The following is a 19,933-nucleotide window of genomic DNA, read 5'->3' as shown; positions in this document are numbered from 1 at the left end:
AGGGCAACGGACTGGGATTCGCCCCTGGGCGGATCGCAGTGCTCTGACCCGCAGATTTGGTCTTCACTTGTGGCCAGTTAGTTTGTGAGCGTGCCCACGAGCCAGGTGAAGCGGGCGTTCAAGTACCGCTTCTATCCGACCGGTGCGCAGGCAGCCGAGCTGTCGCGCACCTTCGGGTGTGTTCGCAAGGTCTACAACATGGCGCTCGCCGCCCGTACCGAGGCGTGGACACGGCAGGAGCGGGTCAACTACAACGCCACCTCCGCGATGCTCACGGCGTGGAAGAAGACCGAGGAACTGGCCTACCTGAACGAGGTCTCCAGCGTTCCGCTTCAGCAGACGCTTCGGCACTTGCAGGTGGCGTTCACCAACTTCTTCGGCAAGCGGGCCAAGTACCCGCGCTTCAAGTCGCGGAAGAAGTCCCGCCGGTCGGCGGAGTACACCACGTCCGGGTTCCGCTTCCGTGACGGGAAGATCACCCTGGCGAAGATGTCCGAGCCGCTGGACATCCGCTGGTCCCGGCCCCTGCCCGAGGGCGCGAAGCCCTCGACGGTGACGGTCTCGCAGGACGCGGCCGGACGCTGGTTCGTCTCCCTGCTGTGCGAGGACCCCAGCGTCAAGCCGCTCCCCGTCACCGATGCGGCGGTCGGTATCGATGTCGGCCTGGACCACCTGCTCACCCTCTCCACGGGCGAGAAGATCGCCAACCCGAGGCATGAGCGCCGGGACCGTGCCCGTCTGGCGAAGGCGCAGCGGGCTCTTGCCCGCAAGGCCAAGGGCGACGGCGCGAACCGGGCCAAGGCCCGGCGCAAGGTCGCCAAGGTCTACGCCCGGATCACCGACCGGCGCCGGGACCACCTGCACAAGCTGACCACTCGACTCGTGCGTGAAAACCAAACGCTCGTGATCGAGGACCTGACCGTGCGCAACATGGTCAAGAACCGGAGCCTGGCCCGCGCCATCTCGGATGCGGCGTGGTCGGATTTCCGGAGCATGCTGGAGTACAAAGCGGACTGGTACGGGCGGGAAGTGATCGCCGTCGACCGGTGGTTCCCCTCCTCCAAACTGTGCTCCCACTGCGGCGCTTTGGCCGACAAGATGCCGCTCAACGTCCGTGAATGGACGTGCGACTGCGGAACGACCCACGACCGGGACATGAACGCAGCGAAGAACCTTCTGGCCGCCGGACGGGCGGTTGCAGCCTGCGGAGCTGGTGTAAGACCTCAACGGAGAACTCCGGGCGGGCAGTCGGCGATGAAACAGGAAGTCTCACGGCGCGAGCCGTAAGAATCTCCCCCCTTCAGAGGGGAGAGCGTCAAGGACCAAGGCTGCCAAACGGCGTCTTAGAACGTTCTTAAGGCGGCGGACGAGCGTGGCGGCCATGCGCACACCACTCTCGGTCGTGATCGGTGCGGGCGGCACCGGCGGCCACATCTATCCCGGACTCGCCCTCGCCGACGCGCTGCGTCGGGCCGTACCGGACGCGGAGATCTCCTTCGTGGGGACCGACCGCGGACTGGAGACGCGGCTGATCCCGCAGGCCGGCTACCGGCTGCACACCGTCGACATGATCCCGTTCGACCCGGCGCTGGGCGCCAAACGCTATCTGCTGCCGGCCGCGCTGCTGCGCTCGGGCGCCCAGTGCCGGGCGATCCTGCGGGAGCAGGGCGCCCAGGTCGCCGTCGGCATGGGCGGCTACCCGAGCGCCCCGGTGATCGTCGGGGCCCGGATGGCGGGACTGCCCAGCCTGATCCACGAGTCCAACGCGGTGCCAGGCCGGGCCAACAAGTTCGCCGCCCGGCTCACCCCGCACATCGCGTTGGCCTTCGACCGCAGCCGGCCCCACCTGGCGGGCGGCGAGCGGGCCGAGACGGTGGGGATGCCGCTGTCCGGGCCGCTGGCCGCGCTGGACCGGGCGGCCCTGCGGCCGGTCGCCCGCCGGGCCCTGGGCGTCCCGGAGGAGGCCCGGCTGGTCGTGGTCAACGGCGGCAGCCTGGGCGCCGCCCGGCTCACCGAGGCCGCCGTCGACCTCGCGGGCCGCTACCTGTCCCGGACCGGCCTGCGGCTGCTGATCAAGACCGGCCCGGCGGCGCTGGACGCCGCCCGGGCCGCCCTGGAGGCGAACGGCGGGGCCGCGGTCGCCACGGCGGTGCCGTACCTGGACCGGATGGACCTGGCGTACGCGGCGGCCGACCTGGTGCTGTGCCGGGCCGGTTCGGCGACCGTCGCCGAACTCGCCACGATCGGCATGCCGGCCGTCCTCGTGCCCTACCCGCACGCGCCCGGCGACCACCAGACGCACAACGCCCGGGTGCTCTCCGACGCCGGGGCGGCGCTGCTGCTGCCCGACGCGGAGGTCACCGGCGCGCGGCTGGACGCCCTGCTCACGCCGCTGCTGGCCGACCCGGCGCGGCTCGCCGCGATGGGCGCGGCCGCCGACCCCGGCACGCACGCGCGGGCCGCGGACCTGCTGGCCGCCCGGACCCTGGCGCTGGCCGGCCACCCCCACGCGCACCACCTCGTCACCACCCAGAAGGAGTCAGCATGAGCACGAGCAGCACGAGCAGCACCGCGTCCCGGTCGTGGGCCGGACGGAAGGTCCTGGTCACCGGAGCCGAGGGGTTCATCGGGTCGACGCTGGTGGACCTGCTGGTGGCGGCCGGCGCCGAGGTGCGCGCGTTCGTCCACTACAAGCCGTACGCGGAGAAGGGCAACCTCGCCCGCTACCTGGAGCCGGGCGGGCCGGTCGAGATGCTCGCCGGGGACGTCCGGGACGCCGGCCGGGTGATGGACGCCGTCGCCGGTTGCGACACGGTCTTCCACCTGGCCGCGCTGATCGGCATCCCGTACAGCTACGACTCGCCGGGCGCCTACGTGCAGACCAACGTGGTGGGCACGGAGAACATCGCGGAGGCGTGCCGTCGGCACGGGGTGCGACGGATGGTGCACACCTCCACCAGCGAGGTCTACGGGACCGCGCGGACCGCGCCGATCGGCGAGGACCACCCGCTGCAGCCGCAATCCCCGTACTCCGCCTCGAAGATCGGCGCGGACATGATGGCGCTGTCGCACTGGCACGCCTTCGAGCTGCCGGTGACGGTCGTGCGGCCGTTCAACACCTACGGGCCCCGGCAGTCCGCCCGCGCGGTGATCCCGACGATCCTGGCCCAACTGCACGCCGGCGCCCGGCAGATCAAGCTCGGCTCGCTCACCCCGACCCGGGACTTCACCTACGTCACCGACACCGCGGCGGGCTTCCTGGCGCTGGCCGACTGCGACCGGGCCGTGGGCCAGGTCGTCAACCTCGGCAGCGGCCAGGAGATCACCATCGGGGCGCTGGCCGAGGCGCTGATCGCGGCCTCCGGGCGGGACGCCGAGGTGGTGGTGGACGCCGCGCGGCTGCGGCCCTCCGGCAGCGAGGTGGAGCGGTTGCTGTCGGACAACTCCCGGGCCCGCGAGTGGGCTTCGTGGCAGCCGGAGGTCACGCTCAAGGAGGGGCTGGCGCGGACGTCGGAGTGGGTGGCCGAACACCTGCACCTGTTCCGGGCGGACCGCTACCAGGTGTGAGGCGGGGGGCCGGGCCGGCGCCGGGGCTAACGCCCCAGCCCGGCCAGGCCGGCCAGCAGCAGGGTGGTGAACTGCCGGGCCCAGCCGGTGTCCACCGGCTCGGCGCTGACCAGCAGCCGGTGCACGACGGCCCCGGCGATCACGTCGAAGATCAGTCCGACGGTGTGCTCGGCGGCGCGTTCGCCCTCGGGCCCGCCGGCGTCCGGCGGCAGTTCGCCGCGCTGTTGGGCGCGTGAGCGGCCCAGGAGCACCAGCCGCTTCTGCCGTTCGACGATCGCCGAGCGGATCCGCTCGCGCAGCGCGTCGTCGGTGGTGGACTCGGCGACCACCGCCATCAGCGCGGTCTTGGTCTCGGGCCGGGCCAGCAGCCTGCCGAACTGGAGCACCACGCCCTCGATGTCCGACTGGAGGCAGCCCCGGTCGGGGAGTTCCAACTCGTCGAAGAGGACCGCGACGGCGTCCACGACCAGTTCGCTCTTGTTGGCCCAGCGGCGGTAGAGGGTGGTTTTGGCGACCCCGGCGCGGGCGGCGACCTCGCCCATGGTGAGTCCGCCCCAGCCGACGTCGACGAGCGCGGCGCGGGTGGCGTCGAGGATCGCGTGATCGGTTTCGACGCTGCGGGGGCGGCCCGGGCGGCCTTTCGAGGGGTGGGCGGACTGGTGCATGCGGGCGACCATACCGGCCAGTAGGGGAATTGGGACCCGGGGCGTCGCCGAGGTTCGTGAGGGAGATCACCAAGCGGCCGGCGGGAAGTGGTTGCCGGCCCGGGGCGCCCCCGAGTTACGCTACGACCTGTAGCGAAAGAGCGATGACCACTGGCTGTGGGTGGGGACCCATGGCCGCACGCGCACGGCCCTTCGGGGCATCAGTCGGGCACCGGATCCCGGGCGCGCACCGCATTCCAGCGGGGCGGGCCGGCGGACGGCGGGCCCGCTTTCCGGATCGCTTTCCGGAACCGGTCGCTCAGGGGGGAGGATGGACCCATGCAGCCACGCAACATGTCCATGAGTGGAGTCGTCGACCTCGCAGCGGTGAAGGCGGCCGGGGAAGCGAAGCAGAAGGCCGAGCAGGCCCGCGCCGAGGCCGCCCGCACGGGCGCGGCGCCGGCCGGGGCCACCCGCCTGGTGTTCGACGTCGACGAGGCGGGGTTCCAGGAGGACGTCCTCCAGCGGTCCACCGAGGTCCCGGTCGTCATCGACTTCTGGGCCGAGTGGTGCGAGCCGTGCAAGCAGCTCGGACCGCTGTTGGAGAACCTCGCGGCGGAGTACGCCGGCAAGTTCGTCCTCGCCAAGATCGACGTCGACGCCAACCAGATGCTGTTCCAGCAGTTCGGGGTGCAGGGCATCCCGGCGGTGTTCGCGGTCGTCGCGGGCCAGCCGATCCCGCTCTTCCAGGGCGCGGTCCCCGAGGGGCAGCTCCGTCAGGTGCTGGACCAGCTGGTGCAGGTCGCCGAGCAGCAGTTCGGCATCGTCGGCGTGCCGGTGGACCCGGCGGCGGCCGAGCAGGCCGAGGCCGCGGCGCCGCCGCCGGTCGGCCCGTACGACGCGGCGCTGACCGCGGCGGCCGACGCGCTGGACGCCGGTGACCTCGACGGCGCCGTCCGCGCCTACCGCAACGTCCTCGCCGACGACCCGACCAATCCGGAGGCCAAGCTCGGCCTGGCCCAGGCCGAACTCCTCCAGCGGGTGCAGGGCCTCAACCCGCAGACGGTCCGGCAGGAGGCCGCGGACCGCCCGACCGACGTCCAGGCGCAGATCACCGCCGCGGACCTGGACCTGGTGGGCGGCCACGTCGAGGACGCCTTCGGGCGCCTGATCGACGCCGTGCAGCGGACGGCCGGGGACGACCGGGAGGCCGCGCGGGTCCGGCTGCTGGAGCTGTTCGAGGTGATCGGCGCCGACGACCCGCGGGTGACGAAGGCGCGCACCGCCCTGGCGCGCGTGCTGTTCTGACCCGGCCCTCCTCTCCCGCCACCTGAGTACCACCCCCAGAAGGCGGCGCTACGCGCCACTTGCCCGTGGCTCCGGCGCTTTCCTGGGGAATATCCGTCCTGGCCCGGTTCGGCCCCGCGGGAACTCCCGCATGCGCGTCCGGCAAACGGAACAGCGGCCACGCTTTACTGAAACTTGGTAAAGGTGGCCGCTGTTACTTGGAGTAAGTCCAGGCGACCAATTTGCCGGTATCTGCCACCAATTACCCCTTGTTTGGTCATCGTTAGTGACGACGGTGCGTGCGCGGATGATCTCCGAGCGTCGCGGCGTGGTTATCGGCCCGTTACCCGCAAGTAACGAGGGCCTTGTGCGGCGGCCGGGAATGCACGACGATCGGCCACGCTCGGTCCATTTCCCGCAGCCCGGCATCCGGTCGGTGCAGCGGGGTATTTGGGTCCCCACCGAGTGGGTCGGCGGCAGTGGCGCCGGCCCTGGACAGGGGGGTCTTTGCCGTTCGGCAGAGCCTGTCCGGTGAGGTTGCGCGAGAGCGTGGCCAGTGGTTGTCGCTCGGGGGTGATCGCCGGTGTTCGGAAACACGCTGTGCCTCCGAGACGGGCGCTCTCCTTCCCGAGGACGTAGCACTTCTCCCATCCCAGGTGCGGCCTCCCTCAAGTGGGGCGGTACGTACCGGAGATGTACGTCCGAGAAGGAGGAAAGTCATGGAGTCCCTGACTCGTGGCGGGACCAGATGGAAGCGGTTCGCCGTCGTCATGGTGCCGAGCGTCGCGGCCACCGCCGCGATCGGCGTCGCCCTTTCGCAGGGCGCCCTGGCGGCGTCGTTCAGCGTGTCCGGCCAGCAGTTCAAGGTCAGCACGGACCGGTTGGACGGCACGGGCTTCGTGCAGTACGGCGCGGTCGATGCCCAGAAGAACGGCAAGAACGTCCCGGTGGCGGTCTCGGCGTTCTCCAACGCCACGATCCACAATCTGTGCCAGTCCGTCGTCGTGCCGGTCCCGGTCTTCGGCGACGTGTCGATGCAGCTCCGGGCCGGTGCCGGCAAGGACCCGGTGGAGGCCAAGAACCTCTACATCGACCTCGACCAGCTGAGCGCGGACGCGACCTTCAAGAACATCAACATCGGTGTTGCCGCGGGATCGTCGACCAAGGGCCCCGGCATCAAGGAGGGCGACAAGGCCGACCCCGGCTCCTTCGCCCAGGAGGCCGACACGGCCGTCCTGACCGGCGTCCACCAGCGTGCCTGGGCCACCACGGCCGGCACCTTCAAGCTCAGTGGCCTCAAGATGAGCGTCACCAAGGGCAAGAACGAGTGCTACTGACGCACTGAGCGTGCGGGCGCGGGGTAGGCAGTCGCACGGCGTGAGCCGTTCCCCGTGCCCGTACGCCGGGTAGCGCTGAGAAGCACCCACGGATCCACCGATTTGCCAGTCCCGAGGAGCCGGACGACATGAGTGACTGGAGCATGGGGGACGCCCCGGCCGGAGGCTGGGGGAGAGTCATCAACAGGTACGCGCGGCGCGCATGCGGGACCGCCGACCGTAGGGAGGCTGCGGCATGAGCGCAGAACGACCACAGCTGAACGAGACCCTCGGCCGGAAGCGGCTGGCCTTCCGGGAGTGGCGTGGGCAACGCCCGTTCTGGGGCGGCCTGCTGACCCTTCTCGCCGGCGCCCCGATCATGTACATCCCCTACGCGAACCTCACCATCGGTTCCCTCACCGTCCGTATGGCGACCACGGCCGGCGCCGGTTCGCTGATCATCGGCGTGCTGCTGGTGGTGCTCGGCCTGACCATGTGGTTCCAGCCGGCCTCCCGGGTCTTCGCCGGTGTCGCGGCCATCCTGCTCTCGCTGGTCTCCCTGGTCGTCTCGAACTTCGGCGCCTTCCTGATCGGCTTCCTGCTGGGGCTGATCGGCGGTGCGCTGGGCGTCTCCTGGGCGCCGGGCAAGCCCGTGCAGGGCGAGGACGGGGCCGACGAGCCGGACCGCGTCGTCGGACCGGTGGTCGCCACCAACCCCGCTCCGGCGGTCGGTGGTCCCGGGTTGGGCAACGGACTGGACAACCTGTCAGGAACGAGCCCGACCAACGGAAGGAACGGGAGGCACCGTGCCGGGTGACCAGCTGCCGGTGGGGGCACCCCCGCCGGAGGCAGGGGAAGAATCCGCAGCCACCGGGGCGAGAGGCGGGCCGCGGCACGCGGCGCCCCGCAAGCCGCTGCTGACCCGCCTGCATGTGCCCGCGGGCAAGGCGATCGCCATCGCGGCGATGCCGTCGGCCGTCCTCATGGGCATGGGGCTGACGCCCCAGATGGCGATCGCCAAGCCGGCGCCGCCCGAGAGCCCCTTCAGGAACGGTCCCTGCGTCACCGCCCCGGACACGTCCGGCCAGGACGCCAAGGCCAAGGACGGCAAGGCCAAGGACGACGCCAAGGACGGCAAGGCCGCCAAGGACCAGAAGGACGCCGGCAAGGACGGCAAGCCGTCGGCGGACCCGTCCGCCGCACCCTCGCCGTCGCCGTCCGCCAGCAAGGACGCGAGCACCACCAAGCCGTCGGCGGACCCGTCCGCCTCCGCGACCCCGTCGCCCTCCGCCTCCCCGGAGAAGAAGGACGACGGCGGGCTGCTGGGCGGCATCGGCGACGCGCTCGGCGGCCTCTTCGGCGTGCACAAGAAGTCCGAGGAGCCGACGGCCTCGCCGAGCCCCTCGCCGTCCGCGTCCGCCACGAAGTCCCCGTCGCCCTCGGCCGACCCGTCCGGCGAGGACGCGTCGTCGAAGGGCTCCGGGCCCGGCCTGGACGAGGTCACCAAGCCGGTCGGCGACGCGCTGAAGAACCCGTCGAAGGCGGTCAACGACACCGTGCACGGTGCCGTCGGCACCGTCGACAACGCCCTGCCCGGTGGCGGGCTGGACGGCAAGGACGCCAGCGGCAAGCCCGGTTACCCCTGCGTCGTCGAGAACAAGCAGGCCGGCAAGAACGAGCAGACGCCGGTCACCCTGCCCGACCTGCCCTGGCACCTGGAGTCCAGCGGGCTGACCCTGCGCGGTCTGGACTACGTGGGCGTCGTCAACGTCACGACGCAGAACGGCCACACCAAGCAGGTCCTGAAGTTCACCGCCGACAGCATCGACATCGCCGACCTGCACCAGATCGTCGACGACCCGGCCTCGGGCAAGCACTACCACGTGCGCTCGACACCGGGCTCCACGTCGACCATCCGCGACGGCAAGGTGACGCTCTACACCGAGCGGCTCCAGGGCAACCTGTTCGGTCTGATCCCGATCGTCTTCGACCCGGAGCACCCGCCGCCGATCAACGTCCCGTACGCCTACTTCAGCAAGGTGAAGCTGGACCAGGCGGGCCAGTTCGGCGGCAACCTGCACATCCCCGGCATGCGGGTGTCCATCGAGGACTGACCCGGCCGGCGCCGGTCCCGACCGTGCGGCAACGGAAAACGGCGGTGGGGCGCCCCCTGGTGAAGGGGGCGGCCCACCGCCGTTCGTGCGGGGCGGGACGGCGCGTCAGGCGCGCTGGCCGCCGAGGTGGTGCACCCGGACCATGTTGGTGGTGCCGGGGACGCCGGGGGGCGAACCGGCGGTGATGATCATGGTGTCGCCCTCGCTGTAGCGCTTGAGCTTGAGCAGCTCGGCGTCGACCAGGTCCACCATGGCGTCGGTGTTGTCGACGTGCGGCACGACGAAGGAGTCCACGCCCCAGCTCAGGGTGAGCTGGTTGCGGGTGGCGACGTCGGTGGTGAAGGCCAGGATCGGCTGGGCGGCGCGATAGCGGGAGAGCCGGCGGGCGGTGTCACCGGACTTGGTGAACGCCACCAGGGCCTTGCCGTCGAGGAAGTCGGCCATCTCACAGGCCGCGCGGGCCACCGCACCGCCCTGCGTGCGCGGCTTCTTGCCGGGCACCAGCGGCTGCAGGCCCTTGGAGAGCAGCTCCTCCTCGGCCGCCTCGACGATCTTCGACATGGTCTTGACGGTCTCGATCGGGTACTGGCCCACCGAGGACTCAGCGGAGAGCATCACCGCGTCGGCGCCGTCGAGGATGGCGTTGGCGACGTCGGACGCCTCGGCGCGGGTCGGCCGGGAGTTGGTGATCATCGACTCCATCATCTGGGTCGCGACGATCACCGGCTTGGCGTTCCGGCGGCACATCTCCACCAGGCGCTTCTGCACCATCGGGACCTTCTCCAGCGGGTACTCCACCGCCAGGTCGCCACGGGCCACCATCACCGCGTCGAAGGCCATCACGACCTCCTGCATGTTGGCGACCGCCTGCGGCTTCTCGACCTTGGCGATGACCGGGACCCGGCGGCCCACCTCGTCCATGACGCGGTGCACGTCCTGGACGTCCTTGGCGTCCCGCACGAAGGACAGCGCGACCATGTCGCAGCCCATGTGCAGGGCGAACTTCAGGTCGTCGATGTCCTTCTCGGACAGCGCCGGGACGTTGACCGCGGCGCCCGGCAGGTTGATGCCCTTGTGGTCGGAGATGACCCCGCCCTCGATGACGATGGTGCGCACCCGCGGGCCGTCGATCTCGACGACCTGGAGGGCGACGTTGCCGTCGTTGATCAGGACCGGGTCGCCCTTGGAGACGTCGCCGGGCAGGCCCTTGTAGGTGGTGCCGCAGATGTGCTTGTCACCGGGGACGTCCTCGGTGGTGATCACGAACTCGTCCCCGCGGACCAGCTCGACCGGGCCCTCGGCGAAGGTCTCCAGGCGGATCTTGGGGCCCTGGAGGTCGGCCAGCACGCCGACGGCGCGGCCGGTCTCCTCGGCGGCCTTGCGGAGGCGGTGGTACCGCTCCTCGTGCTCCGAGTGGGTCCCGTGGCTCATGTTGAAGCGGGCCACGTTCATGCCGGCCTCGATCAGCGTCTTCAGCTTCTCGTAGGAGTCGACGGCGGGGCCCAGGGTGCAGACGATTTTGGAACGGCGCATGTCTCGATCCTATCGGTTTGTTTCGGAGCGGAATATTTCGCTCTGCTTCAAAGGCCCTTTAGCCGAGGAGGGGCGACGCGGGCGGAGCGGGCGGATCCCGCGGCACTCCCCGCGGGATCGCGGCTTACGAGGCGGTGACCAGGGCGTATGTCTGGCGGGCGATCTCCAGTTCCTCGTCGGTGGGCACCACGGCGACCGCCACCCGGGCGTAGTCGGGCGAGATCAGCCGCGGCTCGTCGGACCGCACGGCGTTGAGCGAGGCGTCCACCGCCATGCCCAGTTCCTCCAGACCGGCGACGGCGGCGGCCCGGACCGGGGCGGCGTTCTCGCCGACGCCCGCGGTGAAGGCCACCGCGTCGACCTTGCCGAGGACCGCGGTGTAGGCGCCGAGGTACTTCTTCAGCCGGTGGATGTAGATGTCGAAGGCGAGCGCGGCCCGCTCGTCGCCCTCGTCGATCCGGCGGCGGATCTCCCGCATGTCGTTGTCGCCGCACAGCCCGAGCAGGCCGCTCTTCTTGTTGAGCAGCTCGTCGATCTCGTCCGCGGACATCCCGGCCACCCGCTTGAGGTGGAAGGTCACCGCCGGGTCGATGTCACCGGAGCGGGTGCCCATGACCAGGCCCTCCAGCGGGGTCAGCCCCATGGAGGTGTCCACGCAGCGGCCGCCCCGGACCGCGGACGCGGAGGCGCCGTTGCCCAGGTGCAGCACGATCACGTTGACCTCCTCCGGCGCCTTGCCGAGCAGTTCGGCGGTGCGGCGGGAGACGTAGGCGTGCGAGGTGCCGTGGAAGCCGTAGCGGCGGATGCGGTGCGCGTCGGCGGTCTCCACGTCGATGGCGTAGCGGGCCGCGGACTCCGGCATCGTGGTGTGGAAGGCGGTGTCGAAGACCGCGACCTGCGGGAGGTCGGGGCGCAGCGCCTGGGCGGTGCGGATCCCGATGATGTTGGCCGGGTTGTGCAGCGGGGCCACCGGCACCAGCCGCTCGATCTCCTTGAGCACCGCCGCGTCGATCACGGTCGGCGCGGTGAACTTCAGCCCGCCGTGCACCACCCGGTGTCCGATCGCGGCCAGCTCCGGGGAGTCCAGCCCGAGCCCGTCGCCGGCCAGCTCGTCGGCCACCGCCTTCAGCGCGGCCTGGTGGTCGGCTATCGGGCCGGTGGTCTCGCGGGTCGCGCCGCCGGCGGCCAGCGGGGTGTGGGCCAGGCGCGACGTCCCCTCACCGATCCGCTCGACGAGGCCGACGGCGAGGCGCGCACCCGCGGAGTCGCCGTCCGCCGCCTTCTCCATGTCGAGCAGTTGGTACTTCACCGACGAGGAGCCGGAGTTGAGGACGAGGACGCGGGTGGCGTTGGCAGTCATGAAGGGGCTTTCCGATGGGGGGGCGGGGTCAGGCGGTGGGGCCGGCGCCGGGCCGGGCGCCCTGGGCCTGGATCGCGGTGATGGCGACGGTGTTGACGATGTCCTGGACGAGGGCGCCGCGCGAGAGGTCGTTGACGGGCTTGCGCAGGCCCTGCAGGACCGGGCCGACCGCGACGGCGCCGGCGGAGCGCTGCACGGCCTTGTAGGTGTTGTTGCCGGTGTTGAGGTCCGGGAAGATCAGCACGGTGGCCTTGCCGGCGACCTCGGAGTCCGGGAGCTTGGTCCGCGCGACCGCCGCGTCCACCGCGGCGTCGTACTGGATCGGGCCCTCGACCAGCAGGTCCGGGCGCCGCTCGCGGACCAGCTCGGTCGCCTTGCGGACCTTGTCGACGTCGGCGCCGGAGCCGGAGGTGCCGGTGGAGTACGACAGCATCGCGATCCGCGGCTCCACGCCGAACTGGGCGGCGGTGGTGGCGGACTGGATGGCGATGTCGGCCAACTGCTCGGCGTTCGGGTCCGGGTTGACCGCGCAGTCGCCGTAGACCAGCACCCGGTCGGCCAGGCACATGAAGAAGACCGACGAGACGATCTGGGCGCCCGGCTTGGTCTTGATGATCTCGAAGGCCGGCCGGATGGTGGCGGCGGTGGAGTGCACGGCGCCGGAGACCATGCCGTCGGCCAGGCCCTCCTGCACCATCAGCGTGCCGAAGTAGGAGAGGTCGGCGACCACGTCGTAGGCGAGTTCGTAGCTGACGCCCTTGTGGGAGCGGAGCGTGGCGTACAACTCGGCGAACCGCTCGCGCAGCGGCGAGGTCTGCGGGTCGATGACCTGCGCGTCCGCCAGGTCGATGGCCAGGTCGGCGGCGCGCTTGCGGACCGCGTCCTCCTCGCCCAGCAGCGTCAGGTCGCAGACGTCGCGGCGCAGCAGCACGTCGGCGGCGCGCAGCACCCGCTCCTCGGCGCCCTCGGGCAGGACGACCCGACGGCGGCCGGTGCGGGACCGCTCGATCAGCTCGTGCTCGAACATCATCGGGGTGACCCGGCCGGAGCGGGCGACCGAGATCCGGTCGGTCAGCTCGCCGGTGTCCACGTGCCGCTCGAAGAGGCCGAGCGCGGTCTCCGCCTTGCGCGGCGAGGCGGCGTTCAGCTTGCCCTCGACGGCGAACAGCTCGGCGGCGGTCGGGAAGGAGCCGCCGGGCACCGAGACGACCGGGGTGCCGGGCGCGAGGCGGGTGGCCAGCGCCATGATGTCGGGGCCGGGGCGCTCGTCGAGGGTCAGCACCACACCGGCGATCGGCGGGGCGCCGGCGCTGTGCGCGGCGAGCGAGCCGATGACGAGGTCGGCGCGGTCCCCGGGGGTGATCACCATGCAGCCGGGGGTGAGTGCCTTGAGGAAGGTCGGCAGCATCGCCCCGCCGAAGACGAAGTCCCGGGCGTCCCGGGCGAGCCCGGAGTCGTCGCCCAGCAGGATCTCGGCGCCGAGCGCCTGCACGATCTGGCCGACGGTCGGCGCGGACAGCGAGCCCTCCTCGGGCAGCGCGTAGCAGGGCACCGGCAGCCGGGCGGCGAGCCGCTCCACGACGGCCGTGCGCTGCTCGGGCGCGACGCGGTTGACGACCAGCGCGACGACGTCGCAGCCCAGCGTGGTGTAGGCGCGGTGGGCGTTGCGGGCCTCGGCGCGGACCGATTCGGCGTCCTGGCCCTGGCCGCCGACGACGGGTATCACCGCGGCGCCGAACTCGTTGGCCAGCCGGGCGTTGAGCGCCAGCTCGTCCGGCAGGCTGGTGTCGGCGTAGTCCGAGCCGAGGACGAGGACGTACTCGTACTCCCTCGCCACGGCGTGGAAGCGGTCGACGAGCCGGGAGACCAGCTCGTCGGTGCCGCGTTCGGCCTGGAGGGCGGCGGCCTCCGCGTAGCTGATGCCGTAGACGGAGTCGGCGGGCTGGGTGAGGCGGTAGCGGGCCCGCAGCAGCTCGTACAGCCGGTCGGGCCCGTCGTGGATCAGGGGCCGGAAGACTCCCACCCGGTCGACGTGGCGGGTCAGGAGCTCCATGACTCCCAGCTCGATGACCTGGCGTCCGTCGCCGCGGTCGATACCGGTCACGTACACGCTGCGCGTCACGCGTGGTCTCCGTCCATCCGATGGCCGCGAAGCTCGTGCTCGCGAGTTTTCCCTGCTCACAAGGTCAAAATGACCCGTTATTGTGGGCTTGCCCCTCTTGACAATACCTGCGCCGCTGGATAAGTCGCTCTCCCAGTTTCCCTGTGGCGCCGGGGCCGGGGACAGTGGGGGTGGTCGCTCGGGTGCGGCCCGGGCCGGCCGTCCCGTGAAACAATCGGACCGGCTCACACGAACCGACAGCGAGCACAGGAGACACAGCACGATGCGTATCGGAGTCCTCACCGCAGGCGGCGACTGTCCCGGCCTCAATGCTGTGATCCGGTCCGTCGTCCACCGTGCCCTCGCCGGACACGGCGACGAGGTCATCGGCTTCGAGGACGGCTTCAAGGGTCTGCTCGACGGACGCTTCCGCAAGCTCGACCTGGACGCGGTCAGCGGCATCCTCGCCCGTGGCGGCACCATCCTCGGCTCCGCCCGCCTGGAGCGCGCCCGGCTGCGCGAGGCGTGCGAGAGCGCCAAGGACTTCTCCCGCGAGTACGGGATAGACGTCCTGATCCCGATCGGTGGCGAGGGCACGCTGACCGCGGCGCGGATGCTCGCCGACGCCGGCATGCCGGTCGTCGGCGTCCCCAAGACCATCGACAACGACATCTCCTCCACCGACCGCACCTTCGGTTTCGACACCGCCGTCGGCGTGGCCACCGAGGCCATCGACCGCCTCAAGACCACCGCGGAATCGCACCAGCGGGTGATGGTCGTCGAGGTCATGGGCCGGCACGCGGGCTGGATCGCGCTGGAGTCCGGGATGGCCGGCGGCGCCCACGGCATCTGCCTACCGGAGCGCGAGTTCGACGTCAACGACCTGGTGAAGATGGTCGAGGAGCGGTTCGCCCGGGGCAAGAAGTTCGCGGTGGTCTGCGTCGCGGAAGGGGCCCACCCGCTCGCCGGCACCATGGACTACAAGAAGGGCGCCATCGACCAGTTCGGCCACGAGCGGTTCTCCGGCATCGGCACCGCGCTCGCCCGCGAACTGGAGCGGCGCCTCGGCAAGGAGGCCCGCCCGGTCATCCTCGGCCACGTCCAGCGCGGCGGCACCCCCACCGCCTACGACCGGGTGCTGGCCACCCGCTTCGGCTGGCACGCCGTCGAGGCCGCGCACCGCGGCGACTTCGGCAAGATGACCGCCCTGCGCGGCACCGACATCGTCATGGCCCCGTTGGCCGACGCGATCACCGAGCTCAAGCGGGTCCCGGAGAGCCGCATGGACGAGGCCGAGTCGGTCTTCTGACGCCCCGGGGTCCGTCCGGCTGCGAGCCGCCGGACGCGCCCCGCCCCGTCAACACGCCGTCGGCGGCGCACCGTTGGGTGCGCCGCCGACGGCGTTTCGGGCCACGGCCCGGTGCCTCACTGGGCGCCGATGGACTCCAGCACGTTCAGCCGGGCCGCCCGCCGGGCCGGCCACACCGCGGCCAGCACCCCGACGACCAGGGCGATCAGCAGGAACAGGCCCAGCCGGCCCCAGGGCAACAGCATCTCGTAGGTCGGGAAGGACGAGCCGACCAGGCTGCCGCCGGCCCACGCCAGGAAGATGCCCAGGACCATGCCGAGGACCGCGCCGAAGAGCGAGATCACCACCGACTCCAGCCGGACCATCTGCTTGATGCCGCTGCGGGCCAGCCCGATGGCGCGCAGCATCCCGATCTCCCGGGTGCGCTCGAAGACCGACATGGCCAGGGTGTTCACCACGCCGACCACCGCGATGATCACGGCCATCCCGAGCAGCCCGTAGACCATGTTCACGATGGTGTCGATCTGCCCGGCGGTCTCCTTGCGCAGGTCGTCGCGGTCCTGGATCTTCAGCAGCGGGCTGTCGCCGAGCGCCTTGCGGATCTCCTTGACCAGCGCGGGGGACGTGCCGTTCGCCGTCTTCACCAGGAGTTCGTCGTTGCGGAGCCGGTCCAGGTGCGGATCGACCACGGCGGTGGGCGCGAAGGACGCGCCGAGGACCTCGTTGTCCGCGTAGACGGCGCCGACCTTCAGCTCGGCCTTCTTCTTGTCGTAGAACGTCACCTTCACGGTGTCGCCGGCGTGCCAGCCGTGCTCCTTGGCGCCGCTCTCCGAGATGGCGATCCCGCCGGCCCTGACCGCGCCCAACGACCCCTGGACGACGGTCAGGCGGGTGACCTTGCCGATCTGGTCCACGTCGGTACCGCGCAGGAAACCGAACCCGCTGTCCGCCCCCGGACCGGGGGCGGTGGAGAAGCCCGCGCCGCGGAGCGGAGCCATCGCCGCGACGCCGGGGACCTCGGCCACCTTCGCCGACAGCTTCGGGTCCAGGCCGACGTAGGTCGAGGTCTTGACCTGGTAGTCGGCGATCAGCCCGCTACCGGCCATCTTGTCCATCGCCACCTGGGCGGAGTAGCCCGCCACGGTCATCCCGGTGATCAGGGTCAGGCCGATCATCAGCGCCGAGCCGGTCGCCGCCGTCCGCCGCGGATTGCGCAGCGCGTTCTCCTTGGCGAGCTTGCCGCTCACGCCGAAGAACCGCGAGGTGACCAGGCCGGCCAGCGACACCAGCGGCCGGGACAGCAGCGGGGCCAGGATGATCGCGCCGGTCAGGGTGAGCATCGACCCGACCATGGCGATCGGCAGGTCGTCGCCGGAGGTGAGGGTGGAGACCCACAGCATCACCGCGACGCCGGCGCCGCCGACCAGCGCACCGAGGACGTTGCGGACGACCAGGCTGCGCGGGGTCGGCGGCGCCTCGACGGTGCTCAGCGCCTCCACCGGGGCGATCCGCGCCGCCCTGCGGGACGGCAGCCAGGCGGCCAGGACGGTCACCAGCACCCCCACGGCCAAGGAGGCGAGCACCGTGGTCGGGCTGATCACCACCGGGCCGTCGGGGAAGCCCGCGCCGTTCGCGTCCAGCGCGGCCCGCAGCCCCACCGCGATCCCGGCGCCCAACGCGAAGCCGACGACCGAGGAGACCAGCCCCAGCAGCGCCGCCTCGACGAGCACCGAACGCACCACCTGCCGACGGGAGGCGCCCACCGCGCGCAGCAGCGCGATCTCGCGGCTGCGCTGGGAGACCAGCATGGTGAAGGTGTTGGCGATGATGAAGACGCCCACGAACAGCGCGATCCCGGCGAAGGTCAACAGGGTGCTGCTGAGCGCGCTGTTCTGGTCGGCGATCAGCCGGGACTGCTCGGCCGCCAGGGCGCTCCCGCTGGTCGCCTCCGCGCGCTCGGCGGGCAGCAGCGCCCGGACCTTCGCGGTCAGCGCCTGCTGATCGGTGCCGGGCGCGGCCGCCACCACCAACTCGTCGAACTGGCCCGGGTGCAGGTACAACTTCTGCGCGGTGGCGGTGTCGAACAGCGCCAGGCTGCCGCCCGCGGTCACCGCCGGATCGTCGGTCACCACGATGCCGACCAGCTTCTTCGTCAGCACCGGGCCGTCGGTGGCGAACCGCACGGAGTCGCCGACCCGCACCCCCGCGGCCTTCGCGGTGGTCTCGGCCAACGCGATCTCGCCGTCGGACGCCGGGCCGCGGCCCTGCACCAGCGGATAGCGGCGGTCCTTGCCGTCCGCGTCCGGCTGGTAGTTGACGGCGCGGTTCTGCCAGCCGTTGCCGATCGGCTCGCCGTCCCGGCCGGCCAGCGTGGCCTCGCCGGTGACGTCGGAGCGCACCGACGTCACGCCCGGCAGGGCGCGGATCCGGTCGGCCAACCGCTGGTCGAGGGCGGTGGCCCGCTTGCCGTCCTTGGCCGGCTCCGGGCCGGTGCCGGGGGGCGAGGTCGCCTGGACGGAGACGGCCACGTCCTTGAGGTTCTTGGCCGAGGCGTTCTTGATCGCCTCGCCGACGCTGTCGCTGAAGATCAGGGTGCCGGCGACGAAGGCGACGCCGAGCAGCACCGCGAGTGCGGTCATCAGGAGGCGGGCTTTGTGCGCGAGGACATTGCGCAAGGCAGTGGTGAACATGGTGGTGTGTCAGTCCTGGGTACGGGGCCGGGGCTCGGATGCGGGGCGGCCGTCAGCGGTCGACTCGGTTCTCCGGCAGGTCGGTTGGGGGCGGCCCACCGCCGGTCGGCCCGCGCTGCGGGGCGCGGGACCGGCGGCCGGTGGTCCGGCCGGGGTGGCTGGCCGGCTGGCGGCCGGCGGTCCGGCCTGCGACTAGCTGGTCCGGCCTGCGGTCTCGAAGCGCCGCATCCGGTCCAGCACGCTGTCCGCCGTCGGGTCGGCCAGCTCGTCCACGATCCGGCCGTCCGCGAGGAAGACCACCCGGTCCGCGTAGGCGGCGGCGACCGGGTCGTGGGTGACCATCACCACGGTCTGGTCCATCGCCCGCACCGACTCCCGCAGGAAGCCCAACACCTCGGCGCCCGAGCGCGAGTCGAGGTTCCCGGTCGGCTCGTCCGCGAAGATGATCTCCGGCTGGGCGGCCAGCGCCCGGGCCACCGCGACCCGTTGCTGCTGCCCCCCGGAGAGCTGCGCCGGCCGGTGCGAGAGCCGGCCCGACAGGCCGACCGTCTCCACCACCCGGCCGACCCACTCCTGGTCCACGCGGCGGCCGGCTATGTCCATCGGCAGCGTGATGTTCTCCTGCGCGGTCAGCGTGGGCAGCAGGTTGAACGCCTGGAAGATGAAGCCGATCTTGTCGCGGCGCAGCCGGGTCAGCTGCTTGTCGTTGAGCGCCGCCAGTTCCACGTCGCCGATCCGGGCCGAGCCGGAGGTGACCGAGTCCAGTCCGGCCATGCAGTGCATCAGGGTGGACTTCCCCGAGCCGGACGGGCCCATGATCGCGGTGAACCGGGCCCGGCCGAACTCCACGTCGACGGAGTCCAGCGCGACCACCCGGGTCTCGCCCTGGCCGTAGACCTTGCTCAGATCCGTGGCGCGGGCGGCGACGGCCGCGGTGGTACGGGAGGGGAAGGCGGGACGGGGGACGGCGGCGTGCGGCACCACAACTCCTGGGGTGACGGAAAGGACGGGCGGACAGCGTGAAAGCGCTCCGTCCATCCTCGACGCGGGCGACCGGCCCGGTCTTCGGCCGGAAGGACCGAAAGCCGGACCGGCCGGAAGTGCCACGCCCGCCGTCCGCGTCATCCTCTGGACGGACGGCCGTCCGTCCGCAGGCCGACGGGGACGCGTCAGGGTCGGGTCCTCACGGGCGTCAGGGTGCCGGCTCGCCGACCCGCCGCCAGAACTCCGCCACGATGCCGTCGAGGAAGTCCCGGCCCGCCTTGCCGGCCTCGTCCGAGGCGTCCCCGCCGGTCCAGCTGAGCGACGCCGTCATCGTCGCGTGGTACTCCTCGTGCAGTTCCTGGAGCGCCTGCTGCAACCGCTCCTTGGGCAGCGGAGCGAGCTTGCCGACCGGACGGACGTAGCCCTGCCAGCGCGTGGTGGCCGCACTGATCAGCAGCTCCGTCAGCCGCTCCTCCTGGCCGGTGAAGCGGATCAGCGCCGGCAGCGGCAGCCGCAACTCCGCCGCCAGCGCCGCCGCCTGCCGGTCGGTGCCGGTCCACCGGCCGCCGGCCTCCAACCGCTCGTAGGTCGCCTGGTCCATGCCGACGCGCCGCGCGAGGTCGGCCGCGGCCAGGCCGAGCGCCAGCCGGAACTCGCGCAGCGTGCCGGGGGCGCCGAGGAGTTCGGCGGGCGCGCACCACAGGGCGCCGGCCAGCGCGGTCAGCTCGGCTTCGGTGGGGGCGCTTTCCCCCAATTCCCAGGACGCCACCGCGGCGGGCTCCAGCCGAATTCCGTAGGCGGCCCAGATTCCGTAGGCGACATGCGCGTGGGTCATGCCCAGGGCCTCGCGCAGCCGGCGGGCGGCGGCAGCGTTGAAAGGGGGCCTGCGTGCATCCCCGTCGTGCGTGTTCACTGCCACACGGTAAGTGACGGGGTGGCTTGGCACCTATCGTGCGGATATCCAAGTTTGTGGGTTGGAGGAAGCTACGGAGCCGTCGGTTGCCCTCGGCCAGCTTTCGGTGCTTTCT

15 protein-coding genes are annotated in these 19,933 nt (G+C 71.7%); 8 read left to right on the top strand and 7 right to left on the bottom strand.

Annotated features, from left to right (window positions below; all coding sequences use genetic code 11):
- The first annotated feature begins 90 nt into the window (after positions 1 to 90).
- The 3 genes from ACLJT4_RS18585 to ACLJT4_RS18575 all read left to right on the top strand — a co-directional run bounded on the left by ACLJT4_RS18585 (position 91) and on the right by ACLJT4_RS18575 (position 3,567).
- Positions 91 to 1,287 carry an RNA-guided endonuclease InsQ/TnpB family protein gene (locus ACLJT4_RS18585; protein ID WP_411123381.1) on the top strand — a complete coding sequence of 399 codons (1,197 nt, stop codon included), beginning with the start codon at positions 91 to 93 and terminating at the stop codon, positions 1,285 to 1,287.
- A 94-nt stretch (positions 1,288 to 1,381) separates the two neighbouring features.
- The gene (locus ACLJT4_RS18580; RefSeq protein ID WP_411123380.1) at positions 1,382 to 2,548 is read left to right on the top strand and encodes a UDP-N-acetylglucosamine--N-acetylmuramyl-(pentapeptide) pyrophosphoryl-undecaprenol N-acetylglucosamine transferase; all 1,167 of its coding nucleotides are present in this window, start codon (positions 1,382 to 1,384) and stop codon (positions 2,546 to 2,548) included.
- Positions 2,545 to 3,567, top strand: a complete 1,023-nt coding sequence (locus ACLJT4_RS18575; RefSeq protein ID WP_411123379.1) for a GDP-mannose 4,6-dehydratase — start codon at positions 2,545 to 2,547, stop codon at positions 3,565 to 3,567. Before ACLJT4_RS18580 ends, ACLJT4_RS18575 begins: the two co-directional genes overlap by 4 nt.
- Before the next feature lie 26 nt (positions 3,568 to 3,593).
- On the opposite strand, the gene ACLJT4_RS18570 is transcribed toward ACLJT4_RS18575, so the two are convergent.
- Positions 3,594 to 4,232, bottom strand: a complete 639-nt coding sequence (locus ACLJT4_RS18570; RefSeq protein WP_411123378.1) for a TetR/AcrR family transcriptional regulator — start codon at positions 4,230 to 4,232, stop codon at positions 3,594 to 3,596.
- Between the two features lie 318 nt (positions 4,233 to 4,550).
- Here ACLJT4_RS18570 and ACLJT4_RS18565 point away from each other — a divergent pair, with 318 nt between their 5' ends.
- From ACLJT4_RS18565 to ACLJT4_RS18550, 4 genes are all read left to right on the top strand, one after another.
- Positions 4,551 to 5,519, top strand: coding sequence for a tetratricopeptide repeat protein (locus ACLJT4_RS18565; RefSeq protein WP_411123377.1), 969 nt, complete (start codon positions 4,551 to 4,553; stop codon positions 5,517 to 5,519).
- Positions 5,520 to 6,217: 698 nt separating this feature from the next.
- On the top strand, positions 6,218 to 6,835 hold the full coding sequence (locus ACLJT4_RS18560; RefSeq protein WP_411123376.1) for a DUF6230 family protein: 618 nt from the start codon (positions 6,218 to 6,220) through the stop codon (positions 6,833 to 6,835).
- Between the two features lie 235 nt (positions 6,836 to 7,070).
- A complete protein-coding gene (locus tag ACLJT4_RS18555; protein WP_411123375.1) occupies positions 7,071 to 7,631 on the top strand; it encodes a DUF6114 domain-containing protein in 561 nt (186 codons plus the stop codon).
- Entirely contained in the window at positions 7,621 to 8,928 is a 1,308-nt protein-coding gene (locus ACLJT4_RS18550; RefSeq protein ID WP_411123374.1) for a hypothetical protein, read from the top strand. The genes ACLJT4_RS18555 and ACLJT4_RS18550 overlap by 11 nt, the downstream gene beginning before the upstream one ends.
- A 105-nt stretch (positions 8,929 to 9,033) precedes the next feature.
- Here ACLJT4_RS18550 and pyk read toward each other — a convergent pair whose 3' ends face one another.
- From pyk to pta, 3 genes are all read right to left on the bottom strand, one after another.
- Positions 9,034 to 10,461 carry a pyruvate kinase gene (gene pyk / locus ACLJT4_RS18545; protein ID WP_016578696.1) on the bottom strand — a complete coding sequence of 476 codons (1,428 nt, stop codon included), beginning with the start codon at positions 10,459 to 10,461 and terminating at the stop codon, positions 9,034 to 9,036.
- A gap of 124 nt (positions 10,462 to 10,585) precedes the next feature.
- Positions 10,586 to 11,821 (bottom strand): acetate kinase, encoded by a 1,236-nt coding sequence (locus ACLJT4_RS18540; RefSeq protein ID WP_411123373.1) that lies wholly within the window; start codon positions 11,819 to 11,821, stop codon positions 10,586 to 10,588.
- A gap of 28 nt (positions 11,822 to 11,849) precedes the next feature.
- On the bottom strand, positions 11,850 to 13,943 hold the full coding sequence (gene pta / locus ACLJT4_RS18535; RefSeq protein ID WP_411123372.1) for a phosphate acetyltransferase: 2,094 nt from the start codon (positions 13,941 to 13,943) through the stop codon (positions 11,850 to 11,852).
- A 262-nt stretch (positions 13,944 to 14,205) separates the two neighbouring features.
- Between pta and ACLJT4_RS18530 the strand changes: the two genes are divergently transcribed.
- A complete protein-coding gene (locus tag ACLJT4_RS18530) occupies positions 14,206 to 15,231 on the top strand; it encodes an ATP-dependent 6-phosphofructokinase (RefSeq protein ID WP_016578699.1) in 1,026 nt (341 codons plus the stop codon).
- Positions 15,232 to 15,347: 116 nt separating this feature from the next.
- Here ACLJT4_RS18530 and ACLJT4_RS18525 read toward each other — a convergent pair whose 3' ends face one another.
- The 3 genes from ACLJT4_RS18525 to ACLJT4_RS18515 form a co-directional block, all read right to left on the bottom strand.
- Complete coding sequence (locus ACLJT4_RS18525) at positions 15,348 to 17,921, bottom strand: ABC transporter permease (protein WP_411123371.1); 2,574 nt, start codon at positions 17,919 to 17,921, stop codon at positions 15,348 to 15,350.
- A 192-nt stretch (positions 17,922 to 18,113) separates the two neighbouring features.
- Positions 18,114 to 18,902 (bottom strand): ABC transporter ATP-binding protein, encoded by a 789-nt coding sequence (locus ACLJT4_RS18520; RefSeq protein ID WP_411123370.1) that lies wholly within the window; start codon positions 18,900 to 18,902, stop codon positions 18,114 to 18,116.
- Between the two features lie 211 nt (positions 18,903 to 19,113).
- The gene (locus ACLJT4_RS18515; RefSeq protein WP_411123369.1) at positions 19,114 to 19,824 is read right to left on the bottom strand and encodes a helix-turn-helix domain-containing protein; all 711 of its coding nucleotides are present in this window, start codon (positions 19,822 to 19,824) and stop codon (positions 19,114 to 19,116) included.
- Positions 19,825 to 19,933: the final 109 nt, after the last annotated feature.

Source organism: Streptomyces sp. x-19, from assembly GCF_046549115.1.
Lineage (GTDB): Bacteria > Actinomycetota > Actinomycetes > Streptomycetales > Streptomycetaceae > Streptomyces > Streptomyces albulus_C.
Note: the sequence above shows the minus strand (reverse complement) of the source record. Positions and strands in the feature narration are given on the sequence as shown.

Bases quoted from the DNA above. Each gene is read 5' to 3' on its own strand.
- ACLJT4_RS18580 (WP_411123380.1), top strand. From the start codon at position 1,382: ATGCGCACACCACTCTCGGTCGTGATCGGTGCGGGCGGCACCGGCGGC.
- ACLJT4_RS18575 (WP_411123379.1), top strand. From the start codon at position 2,545: ATGAGCACGAGCAGCACGAGCAGCACCGCGTCCCGGTCGTGGGCCGGA.
- ACLJT4_RS18570 (WP_411123378.1), bottom strand. From the start codon at position 4,232: ATGCACCAGTCCGCCCACCCCTCGAAAGGCCGCCCGGGCCGCCCCCGC.
- ACLJT4_RS18565 (WP_411123377.1), top strand. From the start codon at position 4,551: ATGCAGCCACGCAACATGTCCATGAGTGGAGTCGTCGACCTCGCAGCG.
- ACLJT4_RS18560 (WP_411123376.1), top strand. From the start codon at position 6,218: ATGGAGTCCCTGACTCGTGGCGGGACCAGATGGAAGCGGTTCGCCGTC.
- ACLJT4_RS18555 (WP_411123375.1), top strand. From the start codon at position 7,071: ATGAGCGCAGAACGACCACAGCTGAACGAGACCCTCGGCCGGAAGCGG.
- pyk (WP_016578696.1), bottom strand. From the start codon at position 10,461: ATGCGCCGTTCCAAAATCGTCTGCACCCTGGGCCCCGCCGTCGACTCC.
- ACLJT4_RS18540 (WP_411123373.1), bottom strand. From the start codon at position 11,821: ATGACTGCCAACGCCACCCGCGTCCTCGTCCTCAACTCCGGCTCCTCG.
- ACLJT4_RS18530 (WP_016578699.1), top strand. From the start codon at position 14,206: ATGCGTATCGGAGTCCTCACCGCAGGCGGCGACTGTCCCGGCCTCAAT.
- ACLJT4_RS18525 (WP_411123371.1), bottom strand. From the start codon at position 17,921: ATGTTCACCACTGCCTTGCGCAATGTCCTCGCGCACAAAGCCCGCCTC.